The 17,562-nt window shown below is 69.5% G+C and carries 15 protein-coding genes and 1 pseudogene; 9 read left to right on the forward strand and 7 right to left on the reverse strand.

Annotation, left to right across the window (positions count from 1 at the left end; translation table 11 throughout):
• The first annotated feature begins 1 nt into the window (after position 1).
• From HV824_RS29370 to HV824_RS29400, 7 genes are all read left to right on the forward strand, one after another.
• Positions 2 to 700 carry a lytic transglycosylase domain-containing protein gene (locus HV824_RS29370; RefSeq protein WP_176424756.1) on the forward strand — a complete coding sequence of 233 codons (699 nt, stop codon included), beginning with the start codon at positions 2 to 4 and terminating at the stop codon, positions 698 to 700.
• Between the two features lie 185 nt (positions 701 to 885).
• Positions 886 to 1,209 carry an STAS domain-containing protein gene (locus HV824_RS29375; RefSeq protein WP_176419464.1) on the forward strand — a complete coding sequence of 108 codons (324 nt, stop codon included), beginning with the start codon at positions 886 to 888 and terminating at the stop codon, positions 1,207 to 1,209.
• A gap of 91 nt (positions 1,210 to 1,300) precedes the next feature.
• Positions 1,301 to 2,281: a MoxR family ATPase gene (locus HV824_RS29380; protein ID WP_176424757.1), complete on the forward strand. Its 981-nt coding sequence runs from the start codon at positions 1,301 to 1,303 to the stop codon at positions 2,279 to 2,281.
• A complete protein-coding gene (locus tag HV824_RS29385; RefSeq protein ID WP_176424758.1) occupies positions 2,278 to 3,246 on the forward strand; it encodes a DUF58 domain-containing protein in 969 nt (322 codons plus the stop codon). The genes HV824_RS29380 and HV824_RS29385 overlap by 4 nt, the downstream gene beginning before the upstream one ends.
• On the forward strand, positions 3,243 to 5,297 hold the full coding sequence (locus HV824_RS29390; protein ID WP_176419461.1) for a DUF3488 and transglutaminase-like domain-containing protein: 2,055 nt from the start codon (positions 3,243 to 3,245) through the stop codon (positions 5,295 to 5,297). Before HV824_RS29385 ends, HV824_RS29390 begins: the two co-directional genes overlap by 4 nt.
• Before the next feature lie 432 nt (positions 5,298 to 5,729).
• Positions 5,730 to 6,617, forward strand: coding sequence for an RNA polymerase factor sigma-32 (locus tag HV824_RS29395; protein ID WP_176410570.1), 888 nt, complete (start codon positions 5,730 to 5,732; stop codon positions 6,615 to 6,617).
• A 161-nt stretch (positions 6,618 to 6,778) separates the two neighbouring features.
• On the forward strand, positions 6,779 to 9,244 hold the full coding sequence (locus tag HV824_RS29400; RefSeq protein ID WP_176419460.1) for an OPT family oligopeptide transporter: 2,466 nt from the start codon (positions 6,779 to 6,781) through the stop codon (positions 9,242 to 9,244).
• A gap of 137 nt (positions 9,245 to 9,381) precedes the next feature.
• On the opposite strand, the gene HV824_RS29405 is transcribed toward HV824_RS29400, so the two are convergent.
• Entirely contained in the window at positions 9,382 to 9,717 is a 336-nt protein-coding gene (locus tag HV824_RS29405) for a hypothetical protein (RefSeq protein ID WP_176419459.1), read from the reverse strand.
• Between the two features lie 157 nt (positions 9,718 to 9,874).
• On the opposite strand from HV824_RS29405, the gene HV824_RS29410 reads away from it, so the two are divergent.
• Together HV824_RS29410 and HV824_RS29415 are read left to right on the forward strand one after the other, a co-directional pair.
• On the forward strand, positions 9,875 to 11,641 hold the full coding sequence (locus tag HV824_RS29410; RefSeq protein WP_176424759.1) for a HEAT repeat domain-containing protein: 1,767 nt from the start codon (positions 9,875 to 9,877) through the stop codon (positions 11,639 to 11,641).
• A 4-nt stretch (positions 11,642 to 11,645) separates the two neighbouring features.
• On the forward strand, positions 11,646 to 12,956 hold the full coding sequence (locus tag HV824_RS29415; RefSeq protein ID WP_176419457.1) for an HD-GYP domain-containing protein: 1,311 nt from the start codon (positions 11,646 to 11,648) through the stop codon (positions 12,954 to 12,956).
• Here HV824_RS29415 and HV824_RS29420 read toward each other — a convergent pair.
• The 6 genes and pseudogenes from HV824_RS29420 to HV824_RS36940 form a co-directional block, all read right to left on the reverse strand.
• Positions 12,937 to 13,974, reverse strand: a complete 1,038-nt coding sequence (locus HV824_RS29420) for an RluA family pseudouridine synthase (RefSeq protein ID WP_176424760.1) — start codon at positions 13,972 to 13,974, stop codon at positions 12,937 to 12,939. The two genes, HV824_RS29415 and HV824_RS29420, sit on opposite strands and share 20 nt — an antisense overlap.
• Positions 13,975 to 13,984: 10 nt before the next feature.
• Positions 13,985 to 14,248 carry a hypothetical protein gene (locus HV824_RS29425; protein ID WP_176419455.1) on the reverse strand — a complete coding sequence of 88 codons (264 nt, stop codon included), beginning with the start codon at positions 14,246 to 14,248 and terminating at the stop codon, positions 13,985 to 13,987.
• Positions 14,249 to 14,333: 85 nt separating this feature from the next.
• On the reverse strand, positions 14,334 to 15,605 hold the full coding sequence (locus HV824_RS29430; protein WP_176424761.1) for a helix-turn-helix domain-containing protein: 1,272 nt from the start codon (positions 15,603 to 15,605) through the stop codon (positions 14,334 to 14,336).
• Complete coding sequence (locus tag HV824_RS29435) at positions 15,602 to 16,555, reverse strand: P-loop NTPase (RefSeq protein WP_176424762.1); 954 nt, start codon at positions 16,553 to 16,555, stop codon at positions 15,602 to 15,604. The genes HV824_RS29430 and HV824_RS29435 overlap by 4 nt, the downstream gene beginning before the upstream one ends.
• A gap of 220 nt (positions 16,556 to 16,775) precedes the next feature.
• On the reverse strand, positions 16,776 to 17,369 hold the full coding sequence (locus tag HV824_RS29440; RefSeq protein WP_163783077.1) for an HNH endonuclease: 594 nt from the start codon (positions 17,367 to 17,369) through the stop codon (positions 16,776 to 16,778).
• Positions 17,366 to 17,562: pseudogene (locus HV824_RS36940) on the reverse strand (L-seryl-tRNA(Sec) selenium transferase); the annotation flags it as partial. The pseudogene HV824_RS36940 and the gene HV824_RS29440, both read right to left, overlap by 4 nt.

Consider the following 17,562-nt stretch of genomic DNA (forward strand, 5'->3'; position numbering starts at 1 on the left):
GTTGGTGGGGACGGGGGCGGTCGCGTTTCCGGTGCAGGTGCCGGAAGGCGCCCAGGGCGAGGGGCCGGAGGTGACGGAGCTGCGCGCGAGGCTGGCCGAGCGCGACGCCGAGCTGAAGGCGACCCTGGCCAGGCTGCACCTCTACGAGGATGAGGCCCTCTACGCCGAGGCCGAGGCCCTGGGAATCACGGAGATGGTGAAGGCCTCTGGCCTCCCCGCCCGGCAGCAGCGCCGGCTGGCGGTGGCCATCGTCCGTGAGGCGGCTCGCAACAACATCGACCCGCTCCTGGTGGTGGCGGTAATCCGCTGCGAGAGCTCCTTCAACAACTACGCGGTGTCCCACGTGGGGGCCATGGGCCTGATGCAGGTGATGCCGGCCACCGGCACCTGGCTGGCGGACAAGGCCGGCCTGCGGCTGGGCCGCACCAGCAACCTCTTCGACTCGGAGACCAACGTGGAGCTGGGGACCGCGTACCTGGCGGACCTCATCCAGCGCTTCGGCACCGTGGAGAAGGCCCTGGTCGCCTACAACGCCGGCCCCGGGCTGGCCCGCCGCATCCTGGCCAAGAAGGAGGCGCGCACGAAGTTCATGGCCGGGTACCCCGCCAAGGTCGTGAAGGAATTCCGCAAGCTGAAGGCCGAGCAGACGAAGCAGCTCACACTGCGAGAGGCCCAGAAGGCGCACGGGCAGAAGAGCTGAGCGCTGAGCGACACGCCATGCGACGGGTGCACGACAGTCGCGAGAAAGTTGCGGGGTGGGGGGTAACCAAACCCGCGGACCCTGTGCACTGTGCGCCGGGCGGGAGCACCCCACGGGTCCTCCGTGGAAGGACTGGAGCGAAGACGCTCCAGCCAGGGCTCCGCGCCAACTTGGAGAGCACAGCAATGGCGGCGCTACAGATCCACCGTGAAGAGTCCGCAGGTTTCGTGACGCTGCGACTGGAAGGCACGCTGGACGGCAAGACGGCGGAAGAAGTCCAGACATCCCTGAGCGCCCTGAGCGGGTGTGAGGTCGTCCTGGACTTCGCCCACCTGCGGGAGTTCAAGGACAGCGCCGTGGGTGTCCTGACGCAGGGCCTGGTGGAGCGCCCTGTCCAGCTGCGTGGCCTGGCCACCCACCACGAGCGGATGTTCCGATACTTCGGTGTGGGCACAGGGACGTCGCCGCGCCCCGCCTACTACACGCCCGAGGACCTCCTCCTGTCGTAGGCGCTTCGCCGCCTCGGGAGGGAGCGTCCGCGGTGCAAGCCCGGACGCGAGGCGTGTTGGCAATCGAGGGAGTCGGCTACAGTGGCGGCAGATGAACCAGCCCGCCCGCGCCCTCTCCCCGGTGCCTTCCCCCGCAAACGCGCGCTCGGCGATGGAACGCATCGCCACCCAGCTGGGCCGCGCGGTTCAGGGAAAGTCCGCCCAGCTCCAGCTCGTGGTGACGTCCCTGGTCGCCGGCGGCCATGTGCTGCTGGAGGACGTCCCGGGTGTGGGCAAGACGACGCTCGCCGAGGCCCTGGCCAAGGCCTGTGGCCTGAGCTTCGCCCGCGTCCAGTTCACCGCGGACCTGATGCCCGCCGACGTGCTGGGCGCCCAGGTCTTCCACGCGCAGACGGCCACCTTCCAGTTCCGCCCCGGTCCCCTCTTCCGGCAGCTCGTGCTGGCGGATGAGCTGAACCGCGCCCCGCCGCGCACCCAGTCCGCGCTGCTGGAGGCCATGGCGCAGGGGCAGGTCTCCCTGGACGGCGCCACGCACGGGCTGCCCGCGCCCTTCACGGTGGTGGCCACGCAGAACCCGGTGGACTTCTCCGGCACCTACCCGCTGCCGGACTCGCAGCTGGACCGCTTCATGGTGCGCATGTCCCTGGGCCACCCGACGCCGGAGGTGGAGGCCGGGCTGCTCGTCACCCGCGACGGCGCGCCGCCCCTGGACGCGGTGGAGAGCGTCTCCGGTCCCGAGGAGCTGGCGTCGCTGCGCGCGTTCGCGGCGGCGCTCCGGCTGGACGCTTCGGTGGCGGACTACGTGGTGCGGCTGGCCACGGCCACGCGCTCACATGGGGACCTGGAGCGAGGCGCCTCCACCCGCGCGGTGCTCGCGCTGGGCGCGGCCGCGCGGGCCAACGCGCTGTGGGAGGCCCGGGACTTCGCCACGCCCGGAGACGTCCGCGCGGCGCTGGTGCCCTGCTGGGCCCACCGAATCCTGCTGCGCAGCGCCGTGCAGGGCGTGGCCGCGCGCGACGAGGCGGCGCACCTGCTGGAGGAGATCGCCCGAAAGGTCCCGGCGCCCCGGTGAAGCCCCGGCTGCCGTCATGGTGGGCCCGGGTCCGCTCGCGGCTCCGCCCGCCGCGCACCCTGAAGGTGACGCGCATCGGACGCACCTATCTGGTCGTGACGTTCGGCGTGGGCCTGGGCGCCCTCAACACCGGCAACAACCTCCTCTACCTGCTGCTGGGCCTGCTGCTGAGCATGGTGGTGGTGTCGGGCGTCCTGTCCGAGCGGTGCCTGCGCTATCTGTCGGTGCGCCGCGTGGGCGCGGACGCGGCCTTCGCCCAGGAGCCCTTCGCCTTCCGGTGGGCCGTCTCCCGCGGCCAGGGCCACGCCTTCGCGCTCACGCTGTCGGAGGCGGACTCGCCGCTCACCGGCGGGGGTGGCGTGGGCTACCTGCCCGCGGGGGTGGACCACGTCGTGCGAGCGGACCTCACCGCGCCCCAGCGCGGGCCCGTGCTGCTCACGGGCGTGCGCGTCACCACCACCTGGCCGCTGGGGCTGTTCGCCAAGACGCGCACGTTTCCGCTGGAGAGCACGCTGCTCGTCTACCCGCGGCGGACCTACGCCTGCCAGGATCCGGGCGCGCCGGAGCAAGGCCCCGTGGGCGACGCGGGCAATCCCCGCCGCAATGACGGCAACGGAGACTTGAGCGGTCTGCGGGAGCTGGCGCCGGGTGAGGACGCCCGGCGCATCCACTGGATGAAGAGCGCCTCCGCCGGGAAGCTGCTGCGGGTGGAGCGCGAGCGCGAGGAGCGGCGCACCTTCATGCTGACGGTGGCGGACGGGCTCGACGCGGAGGCGCTCGAGCGCCGCTGCGAGGAAGTGGCCGCCCTGGCCCGCCGGCTCATCGAGGAAGGACACGAGGTGGGCCTGGACACGCCAGAGGAGCGCCTCCGCCCCGCCGCGGGTATGGCCCAGGAGCGGCGCCTGCTGCGGGTGCTGGCGTGGCTGGGGCACGAGCGCCCTCGCGGTGACGAGGAGGCGGCATGAGGAAGGGCACGCGGCTGAGGCTGGTGCTGCGGGACCTGGGCTCCGGGTTCGCCTTCGCGTCCATGGCGGTGTCCGGCCAGCTCCCCATCTGGTCGTTGGTCCTCTACGGCGTGGCCCTGGTGGTCGCGCTGGCGGGGCGGCGCCCCTTCTCCAACCGGGTGAAGCTCACGGCGCTGCTGCTGCTGGCCGTGGCGCTGACGCTGGGCACGAACGTGCTCGCGGGCTCGCTCAACCTGGTGGTGGCGGCCTGTGCCTTCGCGGGCCTCATCTCCGCGCAGCGCCTGCTGTCCACGCCGGACGCGACCACCGACGGCCAGGTCCACCTGTCCGGCCTGTTGATGGTGGCGGGCGGCGCGGCCCTCTCCGGTGAGCTCGTCTACGGCCTCTTCCTGATTGGCTTCGGCGTGCTGGCCAGCATCGCCCTGGCGCTGGGCGTGGTGGAGTCCGCCGTCCCCGAAGGCGAGCCGGTCCCGGTGCGCGCGGTGATGGGCCCGCTGGCCACGGGCGTGGGCTTCGCCGTGGTGGGCGCGGTGGCCTTCTTCATCCTCTTCCCCCGCCTCAACTGGAACATGATTGGCCCCAGCGCCTCGCCTGGCCTGGGCGTGGCCACCGCGGGCTTCTCCAACACCGTGCGACTGGGCGGCGCGGGCACCATCAAGGGCAACCCGCGCATCGTGCTGCGCGCCACCCTGTCCCCGGACCCGGAGAAGGACGCGCTCGACGCGTACTGGGTGGGCCGCACCTATGACGTCTTCGACGGCCAGGAGTGGTCCAGCGCGCGCACCACCAGCGACGGCGCCGGGTTCATGACGACGCTGCGGCCGGGACGGGAGAACCTGGTCCACCAGCGCGTGGAGCTGATGCCCGCGTACGGCGCGCGCACGCTGGTGGCGATGGAGACACCCTCGCGGCTGGGCAACGCCGTGGCGAACACGCGGCAGGGCTCCCGGCGCACCCAAATCCACGAACTGGGCGGCGGCGAGGTGCGCTTCCGCGACTCCGGCATCTCGTATTCCTATGAGGCCTACAGCCTCCCGCCCGGCGCCAGCGGTGACGACCTCCAGGACCTGCCCCCGGAGGAGCAGGACGCTTTGCTGGCGCTGCCGGAGGGGCTGGACGTCCGCGTCGCCCAGACGGCCGCGCGGGTGCTGAACGGCGAGCGCGACCCGCTGGCCGCCGCGCGGAAGCTGTCCGCGTGGCTGCAACGCGAATACAGCTACACGCTGGAGCTGAGCGGCGACGTGCCAGACCCGGTCGCCGACTTCCTCTTCCAGCGCAAGCAGGGACACTGCGAGCACTTCGCCACCGCGCTCACGTTGATGCTGCGCACCCAGGGCATGCGGGCGCGGCTGGCCACCGGCTTCTTCGGCGGCGAGCGCGTGACGGGCGGCTACGTGGTCCGCGCGGGTGACGCGCATGCCTGGACGCACGTGCTGGTGCCGGGACGCGGCTTCATCACCGTGGACGCGACACCGCCGGCCCACCGCGCGAGCCAGTCTCCGCGCCTGCTGGAGCAGCTCATCAACTTCTACGAGGTCGTGGAGTCGCAGTGGCGCGACGTCGTCCTGGACTACAACTTCCGAGATCAGCTGACGGTCCTCCGCTCGCTCAGTCGCTCACACGAGGTGCCGAAGAAGGACGAGCCGCCTGGCCGTGCGCCGCCTCCCCGGGCCTTCGGTGTAGCGCTGCTCGCCGCCGCCGCGGCCTATACCGCCTGGCGGTTGCTGACCCGGTTCCTGTCGCGTGAGCGACCGCTGGAGGCCACGCGCTTCGCGGACGCGGTGGAGGCGCAGCTCACCTCCGCGCGCATCACACGGGTCGACGGGGAGACACTGGAAGCGCTGGACGCGCGGCTTGCCCGGGAGCGGCATCCGCTGGCCCCCGCCCTGGCGCCCGTCACCCGGCGCTACCTGGAAGCCCGCTTCGGCGGCCGCCCGCTCCTGCAGGGAGAGGCCACGCGGCTGCTGGCGGACCTGAGGCGGGCTGTTCTCACGCAGCCCCAGCGCGTCGCCAGCGAAGGCACCCGCCCGCCCCAAGCGCGCGCTTCCTGACACCCTGGCTTCAGTCCCCGCGCCTGTCTGGCCGGCCGCCCACCTCGCGTGCCGGCGGCCTGGGCGTGTCAGCGGCGTGAGGCGTCGTTACGCCTTTTCCGGCGGGGCGGCCACGTCGTGGGACGGGCATCGCTCCAACGGCCGCGCCCCCACTGGGAGCACGGCCCTGCGCAGCCCCCGGAGGCCCGAATGCGAACAGTTCTGAATCTCCTACAGCTAGCGCATCCGGCGATTCATGCCGGTGCAACGTAACGGTTACAGGATTGCGGCTTCGCAGACGCCGCTGGAGCGCGCCAACCCCTCGCAGACATTGGGGATGACCCTTTGGGGCAGGTTGGCATTTCCGTTGCTCAAGCTCCCGTTGTCACGTCGTCAGACGAAATCCATCCATCTTTGGCCTCCCCGCGAGGCCCACCGTCGGAGAAATATTTCATGCAGGCATCCACCGAGCAGTCGTCCAACTCCGGCTCCCTGGCGATGTACCTCTCGGAGATCAACCACTACTCCCTCCTCAAGGTGGAGGAGGAGCAGGAGCTCGCGCGCCGCTTCCTCAAGGGCGACCTGGCGGCCGGGCACCGGATGGTGACCGCCAACCTGCGCTTCGTGGTGAAGGTCGCCTACGAGTACCGCTCCTACGGCATCAAGATGTCCGACCTCATCCAGGAGGGGAACATCGGCCTGATGAAGGCCGTGCAGAAGTTCGATCCGGACAAGGGCATCCGCCTCATCTCCTATGCGGTGTGGTGGATTCGCGCGTACATCCAGAACTACATCCTCAAGAGCTGGTCGCTCGTGAAGCTGGGGACCACCCAGGCGCAGCGGAAGCTGTTCTTCAGTCTGGCCCGCACGCGCCGCGAGCTGGAGAAGTTCGGCAGCGGCGACGCGGCGGTGAACGTGGATGACATCGCCCGCCGGCTTCACGTGAAGCCGGGCGAGGTGCGGGAGATGGAGCAGCGCATGGGTGGCCGGGACTTGTCGCTGGACGCGCCCATGGGCGAGGACGGCGGCAACAGCCACGTGGACTTCGTGGTGAGCGCCGCGGCCCCGCAGGATGACGAGTTCGCGGACAAGGAGGAGGCGGGCCTCATCAACGCCCGCGTCCGCACCGCGCTGATGCGCCTGGACCCGCGCGAGCGCTTCATCATCGAGCAGCGCGTCATGAACGAGCGCCCCATGACGCTCAAGGAGCTGGGTGAGCACTTCGGCTTCTCGCGCGAGCGCGCCCGCCAGCTGGAGATTCGCGCCAAGGACAAGCTCAAGTCGGAGCTGGCCGCGCTCATGGCCGAGGTGGACCCGGAGGCCGTCGCCGTCCAGCAGTGAGCCGGGGTTGACGCGGCCAGCTGCCCCGGCATTCCGGGGCTGGCCCGCCTCGAAGCGCCTCCGCCCTGCTGGCGGGGGCGCTTCCCATTTGAAGGCGTTGTTTCACGGCCAGCCGTGGGCCTGCTAGAAGGGGCCGGTTTCCCTTCGAAGGAGCCCCCCGCTTGGCCCACGGTTCGCCGCCGATCTCCGAGGATCGCGTCCCTGTCGCGCAAACGCTCGCGACAGTCGCCCACACTCCGTACGTCCCCCCCGACAGGTCTCCGGCGGAGATGACGATGCGGGCCCTGGTGCTCGGCTCGGTGCTGGGCATCGTGTTCGCCGCCTCGTCCGTGTACCTGGCCATCAAGGTGGGCCTCACGGTCTCCGCGTCCATTCCCGTCGCGGTGCTCTCCATCGCCATCTTCCGGGCCCTGGGCAACTCCAGCATCCTGGAGAACACCATCGTCCAGACGACGGGCTCGGCCGGTGAGTCGCTCGCCTTCGGCGTGGCCGCCGCGCTCCCCGCCCTGCTGCTGCTGGGCTACGACATCAGCCTCACCCACGCCTTCCTCACCGCGGCGCTGGGCGGCGTGCTGGGCGTGCTGATGATGATTCCGCTGCGCCAGGGCCTCATCGTCCAGGAGCACGGCAGGCTGCCCTACCCGGAAGGCACCGCCAGCGCGGACGTGCTCATCGTCGGCGAGCAGGGCGGCACCAACGCCCGCACCGTCATCACCGGCTTCGTGGTGGGCGGCGTCTACAAGCTCGCCTACTCCGGCATGAAGCTGTTCCGCGAGGTGCTGAGCACGCCGCTGCAGGGGCTCAAGAGCGCCACCGTCTCCACCGAGGTGAGCCCGGAGCTGCTGGGCGTGGGGTACATCATCGGCCCCCGCGTGGCGGCCATCACCTTCGCCGGTGGTGTGCTGAGCTACCTCATCCTCATCCCGGCCATCTCCTTCTTCGGCGGCGGGCTGGAGACGCCGCTGCTGATGCACAACGGCCAGCTCATCCGGGACATGTCGCCGGACGAGATTCGCAACGCCTACGTGCTCTACATCGGCGCGGGCGCCGTGGCGACGGGCGGCCTCATCAGCCTCATCCGCTCGTTGCCCACCATCGTCGGGGCCTTCAAGCGCAGCCTGGAGACGCTGACGGCGTCGCGGGGCCAGGGCGCCGTGCCGCAGCTCTTGCGCACGGAGCAGGACCTGCCCATCACGCTGGTGCTGGGCGGCAGCGCGATGCTGGTGCTGGCCATCTGGCTGGCGCCGCCGCTGGAGGTGAACTTCATCTCCGCCATCCTCATCGTCATCTTCGGCTTCTTCTTCGTCACGGTGAGCGCGCGCATCACCGGAGAGATTGGCAGCTCGTCCAACCCCATCTCCGGCATGGTGGTGGCCACGCTGCTCATCACCTGCCTCGTGTACCTGCTCATGGGCTGGACGTCGTCCGAGGACCGCTTCATGGCCCTCACCACGGCGGCCATCGTCGGCATCGCCGCGTCCAACGGCGGCACCACCGCGCAGGACCTCAAGACGGCCTTCCTGGTGGGCGGCACGCCCCGGCGCCAGCAGATGGCGCTCTTCGTCGGCGTGCTCACCAGCGCGATGTTCATCGGCCTGGTGCTGGTGACGCTCAACCGCGGCGCCACCGTCACCATCCCCGAACCCCACCCGGGCGTGAAGGTGACGGAGTTCTCCAACGAGACGCGCGTCCAGCACACCTTCCCCTGGGCCGTCTCCGCCGACACCCTGGCCGCGCGCGGCCTGGACGTGGCGGCGCTGCGCAAGGCCGTCTGGGCGCAGGGCTACGAGCTGAACACGCAGGGCGCCACGCCGGAGCTGCGCAGCTGGCGCGACGTGTCCTCACAGGACCTGGGCGCGGTGACGCTCAACGTCCCCAGCGGCGCCCCCATCAAGGTGGCGGACCTGGGCGCCGTCACGGACGGCCCGGAGCGCACCTACAAGGAAGGCTATGTGCGCGGCGCGGACACGCCGGTGCCCGCGGGCAAGTACCTGCTCGATGCGTCCGACACCATCCAGTACGTGGTGGACCCGGGCATCGGCGGTCGCATCAGCGTCTACGAAGGCCAGCAGCTGACGCGCTACGCGGCGCCCAAGGCGCAGCTCTTCGCGCTCATCATCGACGGCATCCTCACCCAGAAGCTGCCGTGGGATCTGGTGCTCCTGGGCGTGTTCATCGCGCTGATGTTGGAGCTGTGCGGCGTGTCCTCCCTGCCCTTCGCGGTGGGCGTGTACCTGCCCATCAGCAGCAGCGCGCCGCTCTTCGTGGGCGGCATGGTGCGCTACTTCGTGGATCGCATCCGCGGCGGTGAGTCCGACTTCTCGCCGGGCACCCTGCTCTCCTCCGGCTTCATCGCCGGCGGCTCCATCGCGGGTGTGCTCATCGCCTTCCTGGAGATCGCCACCGACGGAGCAGGCACCCGCGCGCTGAACCTGCCTGCCCTGCTGGGCAACCAGGGCGGCCTGGGCGGCTTCCTCAACCTGGTGGGCGAGAGCGAGCACGCCCACCCGCTGTGGTCCAACCTCTGGGGCCTGCTCTTCTTCGGCGGCCTCACGCTGTTCCTGCTGCGCTCCGCCCTCAAGGGCCCGAGCGCCGCCGTGTCCCCGCCGCCGCAGAAGGAAGCGTAGGTCGGTTGAAACACCGCTGAGACACCCCGGGGCGGCGAGGCGCATTCCTCGCCGCCCCGCTCATTTCCGGGGCGGGTGCGGCGTGCCTCCTGAAACCCCGTCCAGGAGGCGGCGCGCACCCACCCGGGCCAGCGCCCTCAGAGCGGCGAGTGGGAGGGCGGCACGTGCTCGGGCGGCGCGACGCCAGCGGCCCCCGCGGCCTCCGCGCACACGTACTCCGTGCGCAGCGGCGCGACGATGCCGAAGGTCGCCGCGAAGACGACGGGGCCCCACCACGGCCAATACACATCCACGCGGGAGAAGCCGTGCTGGCACTCCGGCGTCACCACGTTGGAGGTCGTCAGTCCGGCGACCAGGCTCACGCCCGTTTGTTGTTCGGGCGCCCCTCCGCGCGGCGCTCCGGAGCGGAGGCTCATCCGGAAACACCCCGTCAGCGAGAGCAGCAGCAGTGAGCACGTCAGCAACCGCGCCATGGACGTCGCCTCGCTCCGGCGGATGACGCATGTGGCAACACAACCGGAAATCCCCGTCATTCTCATCCCCGTCACCGGGACCCCACCCAAGCCCTGGGACTTCCACGGGCCGTGTCCTGGGTGGCCGTCCAAAATCGGGTTAGGCTCGGGTGACAGCATGGCCCACCCCCCTAAAGCCATCCAGGAATCCAACGCGGAGCCTCAGCTTTCGCCCGAGGCACGCGAGAAGGTTGAGTTGGCGAAGACGTTCGCCTTCCACCTGCTCAAGGGCATCAAACAAATCGGGATGTATCGCCACAACGAGTCGCGTTTCCCGGAGTTCCTCGGGAAGGCGCTCGAGTCGATTGCCTCCTACACGGAGAAGTTCGGCCCCCTGTCGATGAAGGTGGAGCAGCAGAACTTCCTGCTCCTCGGTGAGGCGCTGTTCTCCGAAGACACCCCGCTGCCCTACAAGTTCTTCCGCGACGGCATCCGGCAGCTCATCTTCCGCCCGGGTCTCACCGTGGAGGAGCTGACCACCTTCACGCTCATCGCCCTGTCGGAGCCGGAGCGCGGCGCGGAGGACGTGCTGGCGCAACTGTGGCGCGCGAGCATGGAGCACGTGGAGTACGTGGTGGTGGAAGGCTTCTCCATGGAGAACGCCTCCGAGGAGGAGGTCCAGGTCGAGGTCGACAAGGTGGTGGGCTACCTCTACTCGCGCCTGACGACGAACTCGGATGACTACCTGCGCTTCGCGCGTGTGTCCGCGGAGGACCTGGACGCCAGGCTGGATGGCGTGGAGCAGATTCGCGGCCTCGTGGTGGGCGGACGGCACGCCTCGGACGAGCTGAAGGCGAAGCTGCAGCGCGAGGTCTCCGAGGAGGAGAACGCCCGGCTGTTCCCCAAGCTGGTGAGCGCCGTGTTCCAGGTGGTGGAAGGCGGCGTGGATGACGCGTCCCTGCTGGAGGAGATCTTCGTGCAGCTCCTGGACATGCTCCTCCTCCAGGACGACTTCGGCACCGTCAACCAGATCGTCCTCAAGCTGCGCGCGCTGTCCCAGCGCGAGGGCAGCGAGGACCTGGCGAAGATGCTGGAGAACTTCCTCCACAAGATGGGTGAGGAGCAGCGCCTGATGCGCGTGGGCGAGTCGCTCAAGACGACGCGGCCGAAGAACCCCGCGGACGTGTCGCGCTACCTCCAGGGGTTGGACCGGGACTCCATCATCCCCCTGCTGTCGGTGCTGGAGAGCATCGAGGTCGCCGACAACCGCACCCTGCTGTGTGACGCGCTCGCGGGGTTCGCGCGCGAGCTGCCCGAGCCCTTCGTCGCGCGCCTGATGTCAGACCGGCCGCAGACAGTGCGCGACATGGTCTACATCCTGGAGAAGAGCAACCACCCGGAGCGGGTGAAGATGTTCGGCCAGGTGCTCAAGAGCCCCAACCTGGTGGTGAAGCTGGAGGTGCTCAACATCATCGGCCGCGGCCGCACGGGCGAGGCCCGGCGCATCATCGTGGACGCGCTCGCGGACCCCATCTCCCAGGTGCGCATGCTGGCGGCGAAGCTGCTGCCGGAGTTCGACCGCGACAAGGGCTACGTGGACCTGATGCGCCTGGTGCGGGAGCCCGGCTTCGACAAGAAGACGCCCGACGAGCGCGCCGCGGTGTACGCGGCCATCGGCTCCACGGGCACCCCGGGCGCCCTGTCGATGATGCAGCAGATGCTCGCGACGAAGCCGTCGCTGCTCAACAAGAAGCGCGTGCTGGAGGACAAGCTGCTGGCCATCCACGGCCTGGGCGGCGCGTGCTCCATCCAGGGCTACAAGATGTTACAGGCGGTGGTGGAGGACAAGAACCAGCCGTTGGAGGTCCTCACCTCGGCTCGCAAGGCGATGTACCAGACGAAGAAGACGCTCTTCGGAGACTCGGCGCTGTCGGAGGAGGCATAGGCGCATGGCCGACAACCTGAAAATCACCCAGTCGCAGGACGAGAACACCAGCGAGTTCGGCCGCGAGCACAACGAGAAGCTCCAGGGACTGGCGCGCTCGCTGGTGGCCGGCATGTACATGCTGGTGCGCTCGGTGAAGATGTATGACCCGGAGAACGCGGTCTTCCAGAAGCCGCTGCACCAGCTCCAGGACATCATCAATCAAATCATCGGCAAGGAAGGCCGCCTGGAGCTCACGGGCGTCAAGGAGTCGTTCTACCTGAACGGCATGCTGGTGAAGGTGGACCTCAACTCCATCGAGAACCAGCGCTACCTGCTGGCGGAGCTGCGCTCGAAGGACGTGGGTGGCTTCACGCTCACCAAGCCCGTCACCGTTCCGGACCTGAAGAACTTCATCTGGATCTTCAGCAAGGAGCAGACGGCCGCGGCCGACGAGGACGGCCTGTCCAACCGCAAGCTGCTCAACATGCGGGTGGCCAAGTTCTCCAAGCTGAAGGAGAAGCTGAACAAGGACCTGGACAACCCTGGCGACCAGAAGGTGGACCGCAAGAAGTACGCGATGACCATCTACGCGCGCGCCGTGTTCTTCCTCACGAAGTACCTGGAGTCGGTGCGCGCCGGGAAGCCCATCAACGCCTCCAAGGCGCTGCGCCTGGTGCAGGACTTCGTCGACATCTCCTACGAGCAGCGGACGCACTTCCTGGGCATGACGACCATGCGGCGCGAGGACGACTACCTCGTGTACCACCAGGTCAACGTGTGCCTCATGAGCGTCGTCTTCGGCGCGGAGCTGGGCCTGACGAAGCCGCAGCTGCGCGACCTGGGCTACATCGCCCTCTTCCACGACGCCGGCATGGCCACGCTGTCGGAGGAGCTGTCGACGAAGCGCGGCGCGCTGACGCCCGAGGAGAAGCAGACGGTGCAGCGCGCGCCGCTCATCTCCGTGCGCAACATCCTGATGGAGAAGGGCTTCAGCCGCTCCACCTTGCTGCGCGTGGTGACGACGTTCGAGCACAAGACGGACTTCGGTACCGCCGTGCGCGACTCCCGCGGCAACATCCAGATGATCATCCCGAAGACGAACCTCGGGGCGTACGCGAAGATCATCGCCATCTGCGACGCGTACGACGCCCTCACCTCGAAGCGCCCGTACCGGGATGCCTACGGCCCCGAGGTGGCGCTGATGCTGATGTGGTCGGAGATGCGGAACAAGTTCGACCCGGAGCTGCTGGCCGTCTTCATGCGGGTGATGGCCATCCAGCCCGTGAAGGTGCTGTCCAAGCGCCAGCAGTCGCTCAGCGTGTCCGGCCTGTAGTCCGCTTCGCGCCGCCCGCCGCCTTCCGGGGCGCGGGCTGCTTTCGGGTGGCGGGCGGCGCCTCCGGAGAGGGAGCGGTGGCCCGGAGCAGCGCCAGGGCCGCCTCCAGGTCCGCGGGAATGGGCGCCTCCAGCTTCAGCACCTTGCCCGTGCGCGGGTGCGCGAAGGACAGGCGCCACGCATGAAGCGCCTGACGCCCCAGCCGCTCCTGGGCCTGCGCCGCGGCGCCCTTCGGCTTGCGCCCGGCGCCGTAGAGCGCGTCGCACAGCAGGGGGTGGCCGGCTTCGGACAGGTGCACGCGAATCTGGTGCGTGCGGCCGGTGAGCAGGTCCACCTCCACCAGCGCGGCGCCTTCGAAGGCTTCGAGGACGCGGTACACGGTGACGGCGCTCTTGCCCTCCTTCACCTTGCCCGTGAAGCGCTGGCGGTGGATGGGGTGACGGCCGTAGAGCGTCTCGATGCGCCCTTCCGCGGGCGGCACGCCGTGCACCAGCGCCAGGTACGTCTTCTCCACCGCGCGCGTCTTGAAGGCCTTCTGGAGCGCCACCAGCGCCTGCTCGTTCTTCGCCACGACGAGGCAGCCGGTGGTGTCCTTGTCGAGCCGGTGGACGATGCCGGGCCGCAGCTCGCCCCCGACGCCGGCCAGGTCCTTCACCCGGTGCAGCAGCGCGTTGACCAGGGTGCCAGAGGCGTGGCCCGCGCCGGGGTGGACGACCATGCCCGCCGCCTTGTCGACGACGACCAGGTCGCGGTCCTCGTGCAGCAGCGCGAGCGGGAGCTCCTCCGCCAACGGGACGGCGGGAACGGGCGCGGGGATGTGGAGGACGAGCAGCTCACCGCCGCGCAGACGCCGGGCCGGCTTGGCCGGCTGGCCGTCCGTGAGCACATGCCCGGCCTCGATGAGGCCGTGGATGCGGGAGCGCGTGAGGGCCGGGAACGCGCGCGCGAGGTACTGATCGACGCGCTCGCCGCGAGCTTCGGGCGGAGCGCGGAACTCTCGCGTGTCGGGCGCTACCACGGGGAGGGGGTTACCAGATCTTCGACTTCACATGCGCCTTCGAGCGCAGGACGATGTCGTTGATCGCCCGCTCGAAGAAGTTCATCTTCGTGAAGATCTCCTGGCTGACGCGGCTCTTGTAGAGATCGCGGCCCTCTTCGAGCTCCTCCTTGAGGACCTCGAAGAGGTTGTCCTGTTCGATTCCCTTGATGATCTTCTGCTCGTTGTAGAGCGAGATATCCGAGGCAATCGCACGGGCGAGCCGCATCGCCTTGACCTTTTCCTCGTCCGTCATCGTGCTACCTACTTAGGCAGCGGCTGAAGGCGAGTCAACTTTCCTCGCAACGCCGGTGACATCCGAGCACTTTCGGGGGGCGCCCCTACTTCCGGCCTGCCTTCTCAGAAGACAGGGCGAGGTAGCTCTTGGAGACGCGGAGTGGATCCAACCCCAGCTCGCGGGCGAGGTTCATCAGGATACCTCGCAGGTAGACCGCGGGCGGGAGCAACGTGTAGCGGTCCGCCTCGACGTTCTCCAGGTGACTGCGCGTGATGCGGGTGCGGTCGGCCACCTGCTGGAGGGTCATCCCCCGGGCCTCGCGGACCTGACGGAGCAGCTCGCCGTTGAACTCGGCGTCGGACGGGATTTCCGGAATGCGAGGCCGCGGCTCCCGGGCCCGCGACGCGACCTGGGACACCTGCGCCAGCGCCGCCTCCGCCGTGGCGATAGCGGAGTCCTGGGCGAGCTGCGGCGCGTCTCCCAAGGGCCGTCCAGGACGCGCCCCTGCCCGGCCGGGCTCGGCTTGCGCCTCCGCGGAGGGTTCCGGACGCACAGGGACGATGGCGGCCGACTCGGCCTCGGCCTCGGGCGCCGGGCTGGAGGGCTCCGGGGGAGCCGCCGGCACCAGGCTGGTGCTTGCTGGAACCGGAGGGGGCGGAGCCTCGCGCTGCGACTCAGCGCTCGCAGCCTCCGTGCCCGTCCCCTCCCCCGAAGCCTGGGGCTGAATCGACGCCACGGGGACGTCCACCGCGCTCCCCATCCGCTGCGTGTCCTGCAACGAGCTGGACACATACGCGAACGAGAACCCACGGAAGAACGACGCCCGGAAGTCCGCCTGTCCCAAGGTCGCGGGCAGCGGCTCCACCCGAGGCTCCGTCGCCTTGTCCGCGGCCTCCCCTTCCCCGTCCCGCTCCGTGCTCGCGGTCTCCGAGTCCTCCACCGGCACGTCTCGCACTGCCCCTGGCCTCCCGTTCGTCCCCGCTTCGGGGACCTGCGTCGAAAGGAGGCCAGTCTGATCTTCCGCGCCGGGTGCGGCAACCCCAACAAGCTCCGGCTCCGCACGCTTTTCCACCGACGCGTCGGCGTGAGCCACCGAGCCCCCCGTCGCCGCCGCATCCATCAACCGGCGGGCCGGGAGCCCCAGGTCCTTGTCGTACTCGGCGCGCAGCTCTTCGTCGGAGAGAATCTCCAGCGCCTCGGCCATCCGAGCGCGGAGCCCATCCACCTGGCCCTCGTCCACGAGCGCATAGACGGCGATGGAGTCCGGCGAATACAGCTCACTGAGCCGTTCGTACGCCGCCCGAATCTCCTCCATCGGCGCGGTGACGGGGACTTCGAGAATCTCGTAATAGGTCTGCTGCTCGAAGGGCTTCATGGTGTGGAGCGCTGGGGGGAGCCGTCGAGTGCGAGGATACGCGTTGCGATGCCCTGAATGGCAGTGGCCGCCGCGGAATCCGGCCGCTCCAGGAGGACGGGCTTGCGCTTGCGCACCGCGCGCCACGCCTCGTCGTCGTAGCGGATGGCCCCCAGGACATCCATTTCGATGCCAAAGAACTTCTTCCATGCGGCGGCCACGGACGTGCCCACGGACAGGTCCGCATCCGTGCGCGCCTGGTTCACCACGAGCCGGATGCGGAACGCGGACAGCTCCCGCTCCAGGCGCTCCGCGATGGCCGGGTCCTTGCGCCGGGCCTGCGCCAGCACGTCATGCAGCGTGCGCAGCGCCCCCTCGCGGGTGGTGAGCGCGTCCTCCACCAGGTCCTCGATGCCGTACTGCGACTCCACCTGCTGGAGCTTGCGGAAGAAGGCCGCCTTCGCGAAGCGGTAGGCGTTCTCCACCGACGTGGGCTCGGGCAGCATCACCAGCACGCCGTGGTCGGCGAGGATGAAGAAGTCGATGGTGTTGAAGCTCGTCCCCGCGCCCAGGTCCAGGATGAGGTAGTCCGCCGACGTGCCCATCAACGTCCGCAGCAGCTTCTGCTTCTGCGCGTACTTGAGGTTGGCCGCATCCAGCGCGTCCTGCGCCCCGGCGATCAGCGAAAGCCTCGGGATGCCGGTGGGGATGATGACCTCTTCCAGCTGCGCCTTGTTCCGCCGCAGGAAGTCGGACAGCGTCGCGGTGGGTTGGCCGACGCCCAGGCACGTGTGCAGGTTGGCGCCGCCCAGGTCCACGTCCACGAGCAGCACGTTGGCGCCCGACTGGGCCAGGGCCACCCCCAGGTTGGCGGACACCATGGACTTGCCAATGCCGCCCTTCCCGCCTCCCACGGCGATGATGCGCCGGGGGCGAGGACGGCGTGACAGACCAGGAGGGCCGGAGACCATGGGGCCTGGCTCCGTGGGGCCCAGGACACGGGATTCGGTCCGGGGCGCTCGCGAGGGTTGGGACATGCCCCCCCATCAAATCCCGAACCCAGGGTCGCGTCGACTCCCCGACCTTCCGCATCCGTTCAGTGGAACATCCCGGCCCGCGCGTGCGCCGAAAACCCGTCACTCCCGGTGTTTCCTGCCCCTGTGGCGAGCCCGGCCGCCAGGCAGGCAGGCGCTACTCGTCGAGCAGCTCGACGTTCCAGTACGACGCGTCCGCCAGGTGCAGGAACGGCAGCCACTCCCGGTACGTCACCTTGCGGCTGGCACCGCGGAACAGCGGCGTCCAGCGCGGGCGCACGGGCTTCTTGAGCAGCTTCATGTGGGCCTGCTCTGGCGTCCGCCCACCCTTCCTCAGGTTGCAGGGGACGCAGGAGCACACGACGTTCTCCCACGTCGTCTTGCCCCCTTGCGTGCGCGGCATGACGTGGTCCAGGTTCAGCTCGCTGCGCGGCAGGCTCTTCCCGCAGTACTGGCAGGTGTCGTTGTCGCGCGCGTAGATGTTGAGCCGGGAGAAGCGCACCCGCCCTCGGGGCAGATGGTCATACGCGCTGAGCACCAGGACACGGGGAACGCGGATGGTGCGCTCGATGGTGGTGATGCAGTCCTGCGTCGCGCTCAGCTCCGCCCAGTCCGCGAACTCGTAGAGCCGGTACTGCGAGTCGATGGCCTTGGCCACCCCCAGGTACAGGAGCGTGAACGCCCGCTTCACCGAGGTGACATGCACCGGCTGGTAGTACCGGTTGAGGACAAGCACGGCGCTGTTGATCATGGCGGGTTCCCTGGAATGGCGGCCGCGACGGCATCCGCGACCGCCTGGAGCTCCTCCTCCTCGAGACACCGGACGTCGAGGAGCACCTCGCCATCCGCGATCCTGCCAATAACCGGCGACCTTCCTCCGCGCAGGCGGTCCAGGAATGTTTCCGGCTTCTCCAGGGTGAGGATGCACGCGGAGGACGGCAACC

The organism is Myxococcus sp. AM009 (assembly GCF_013372605.1).
GTDB classification, from domain to species: domain Bacteria; phylum Myxococcota; class Myxococcia; order Myxococcales; family Myxococcaceae; genus Myxococcus; species Myxococcus vastator.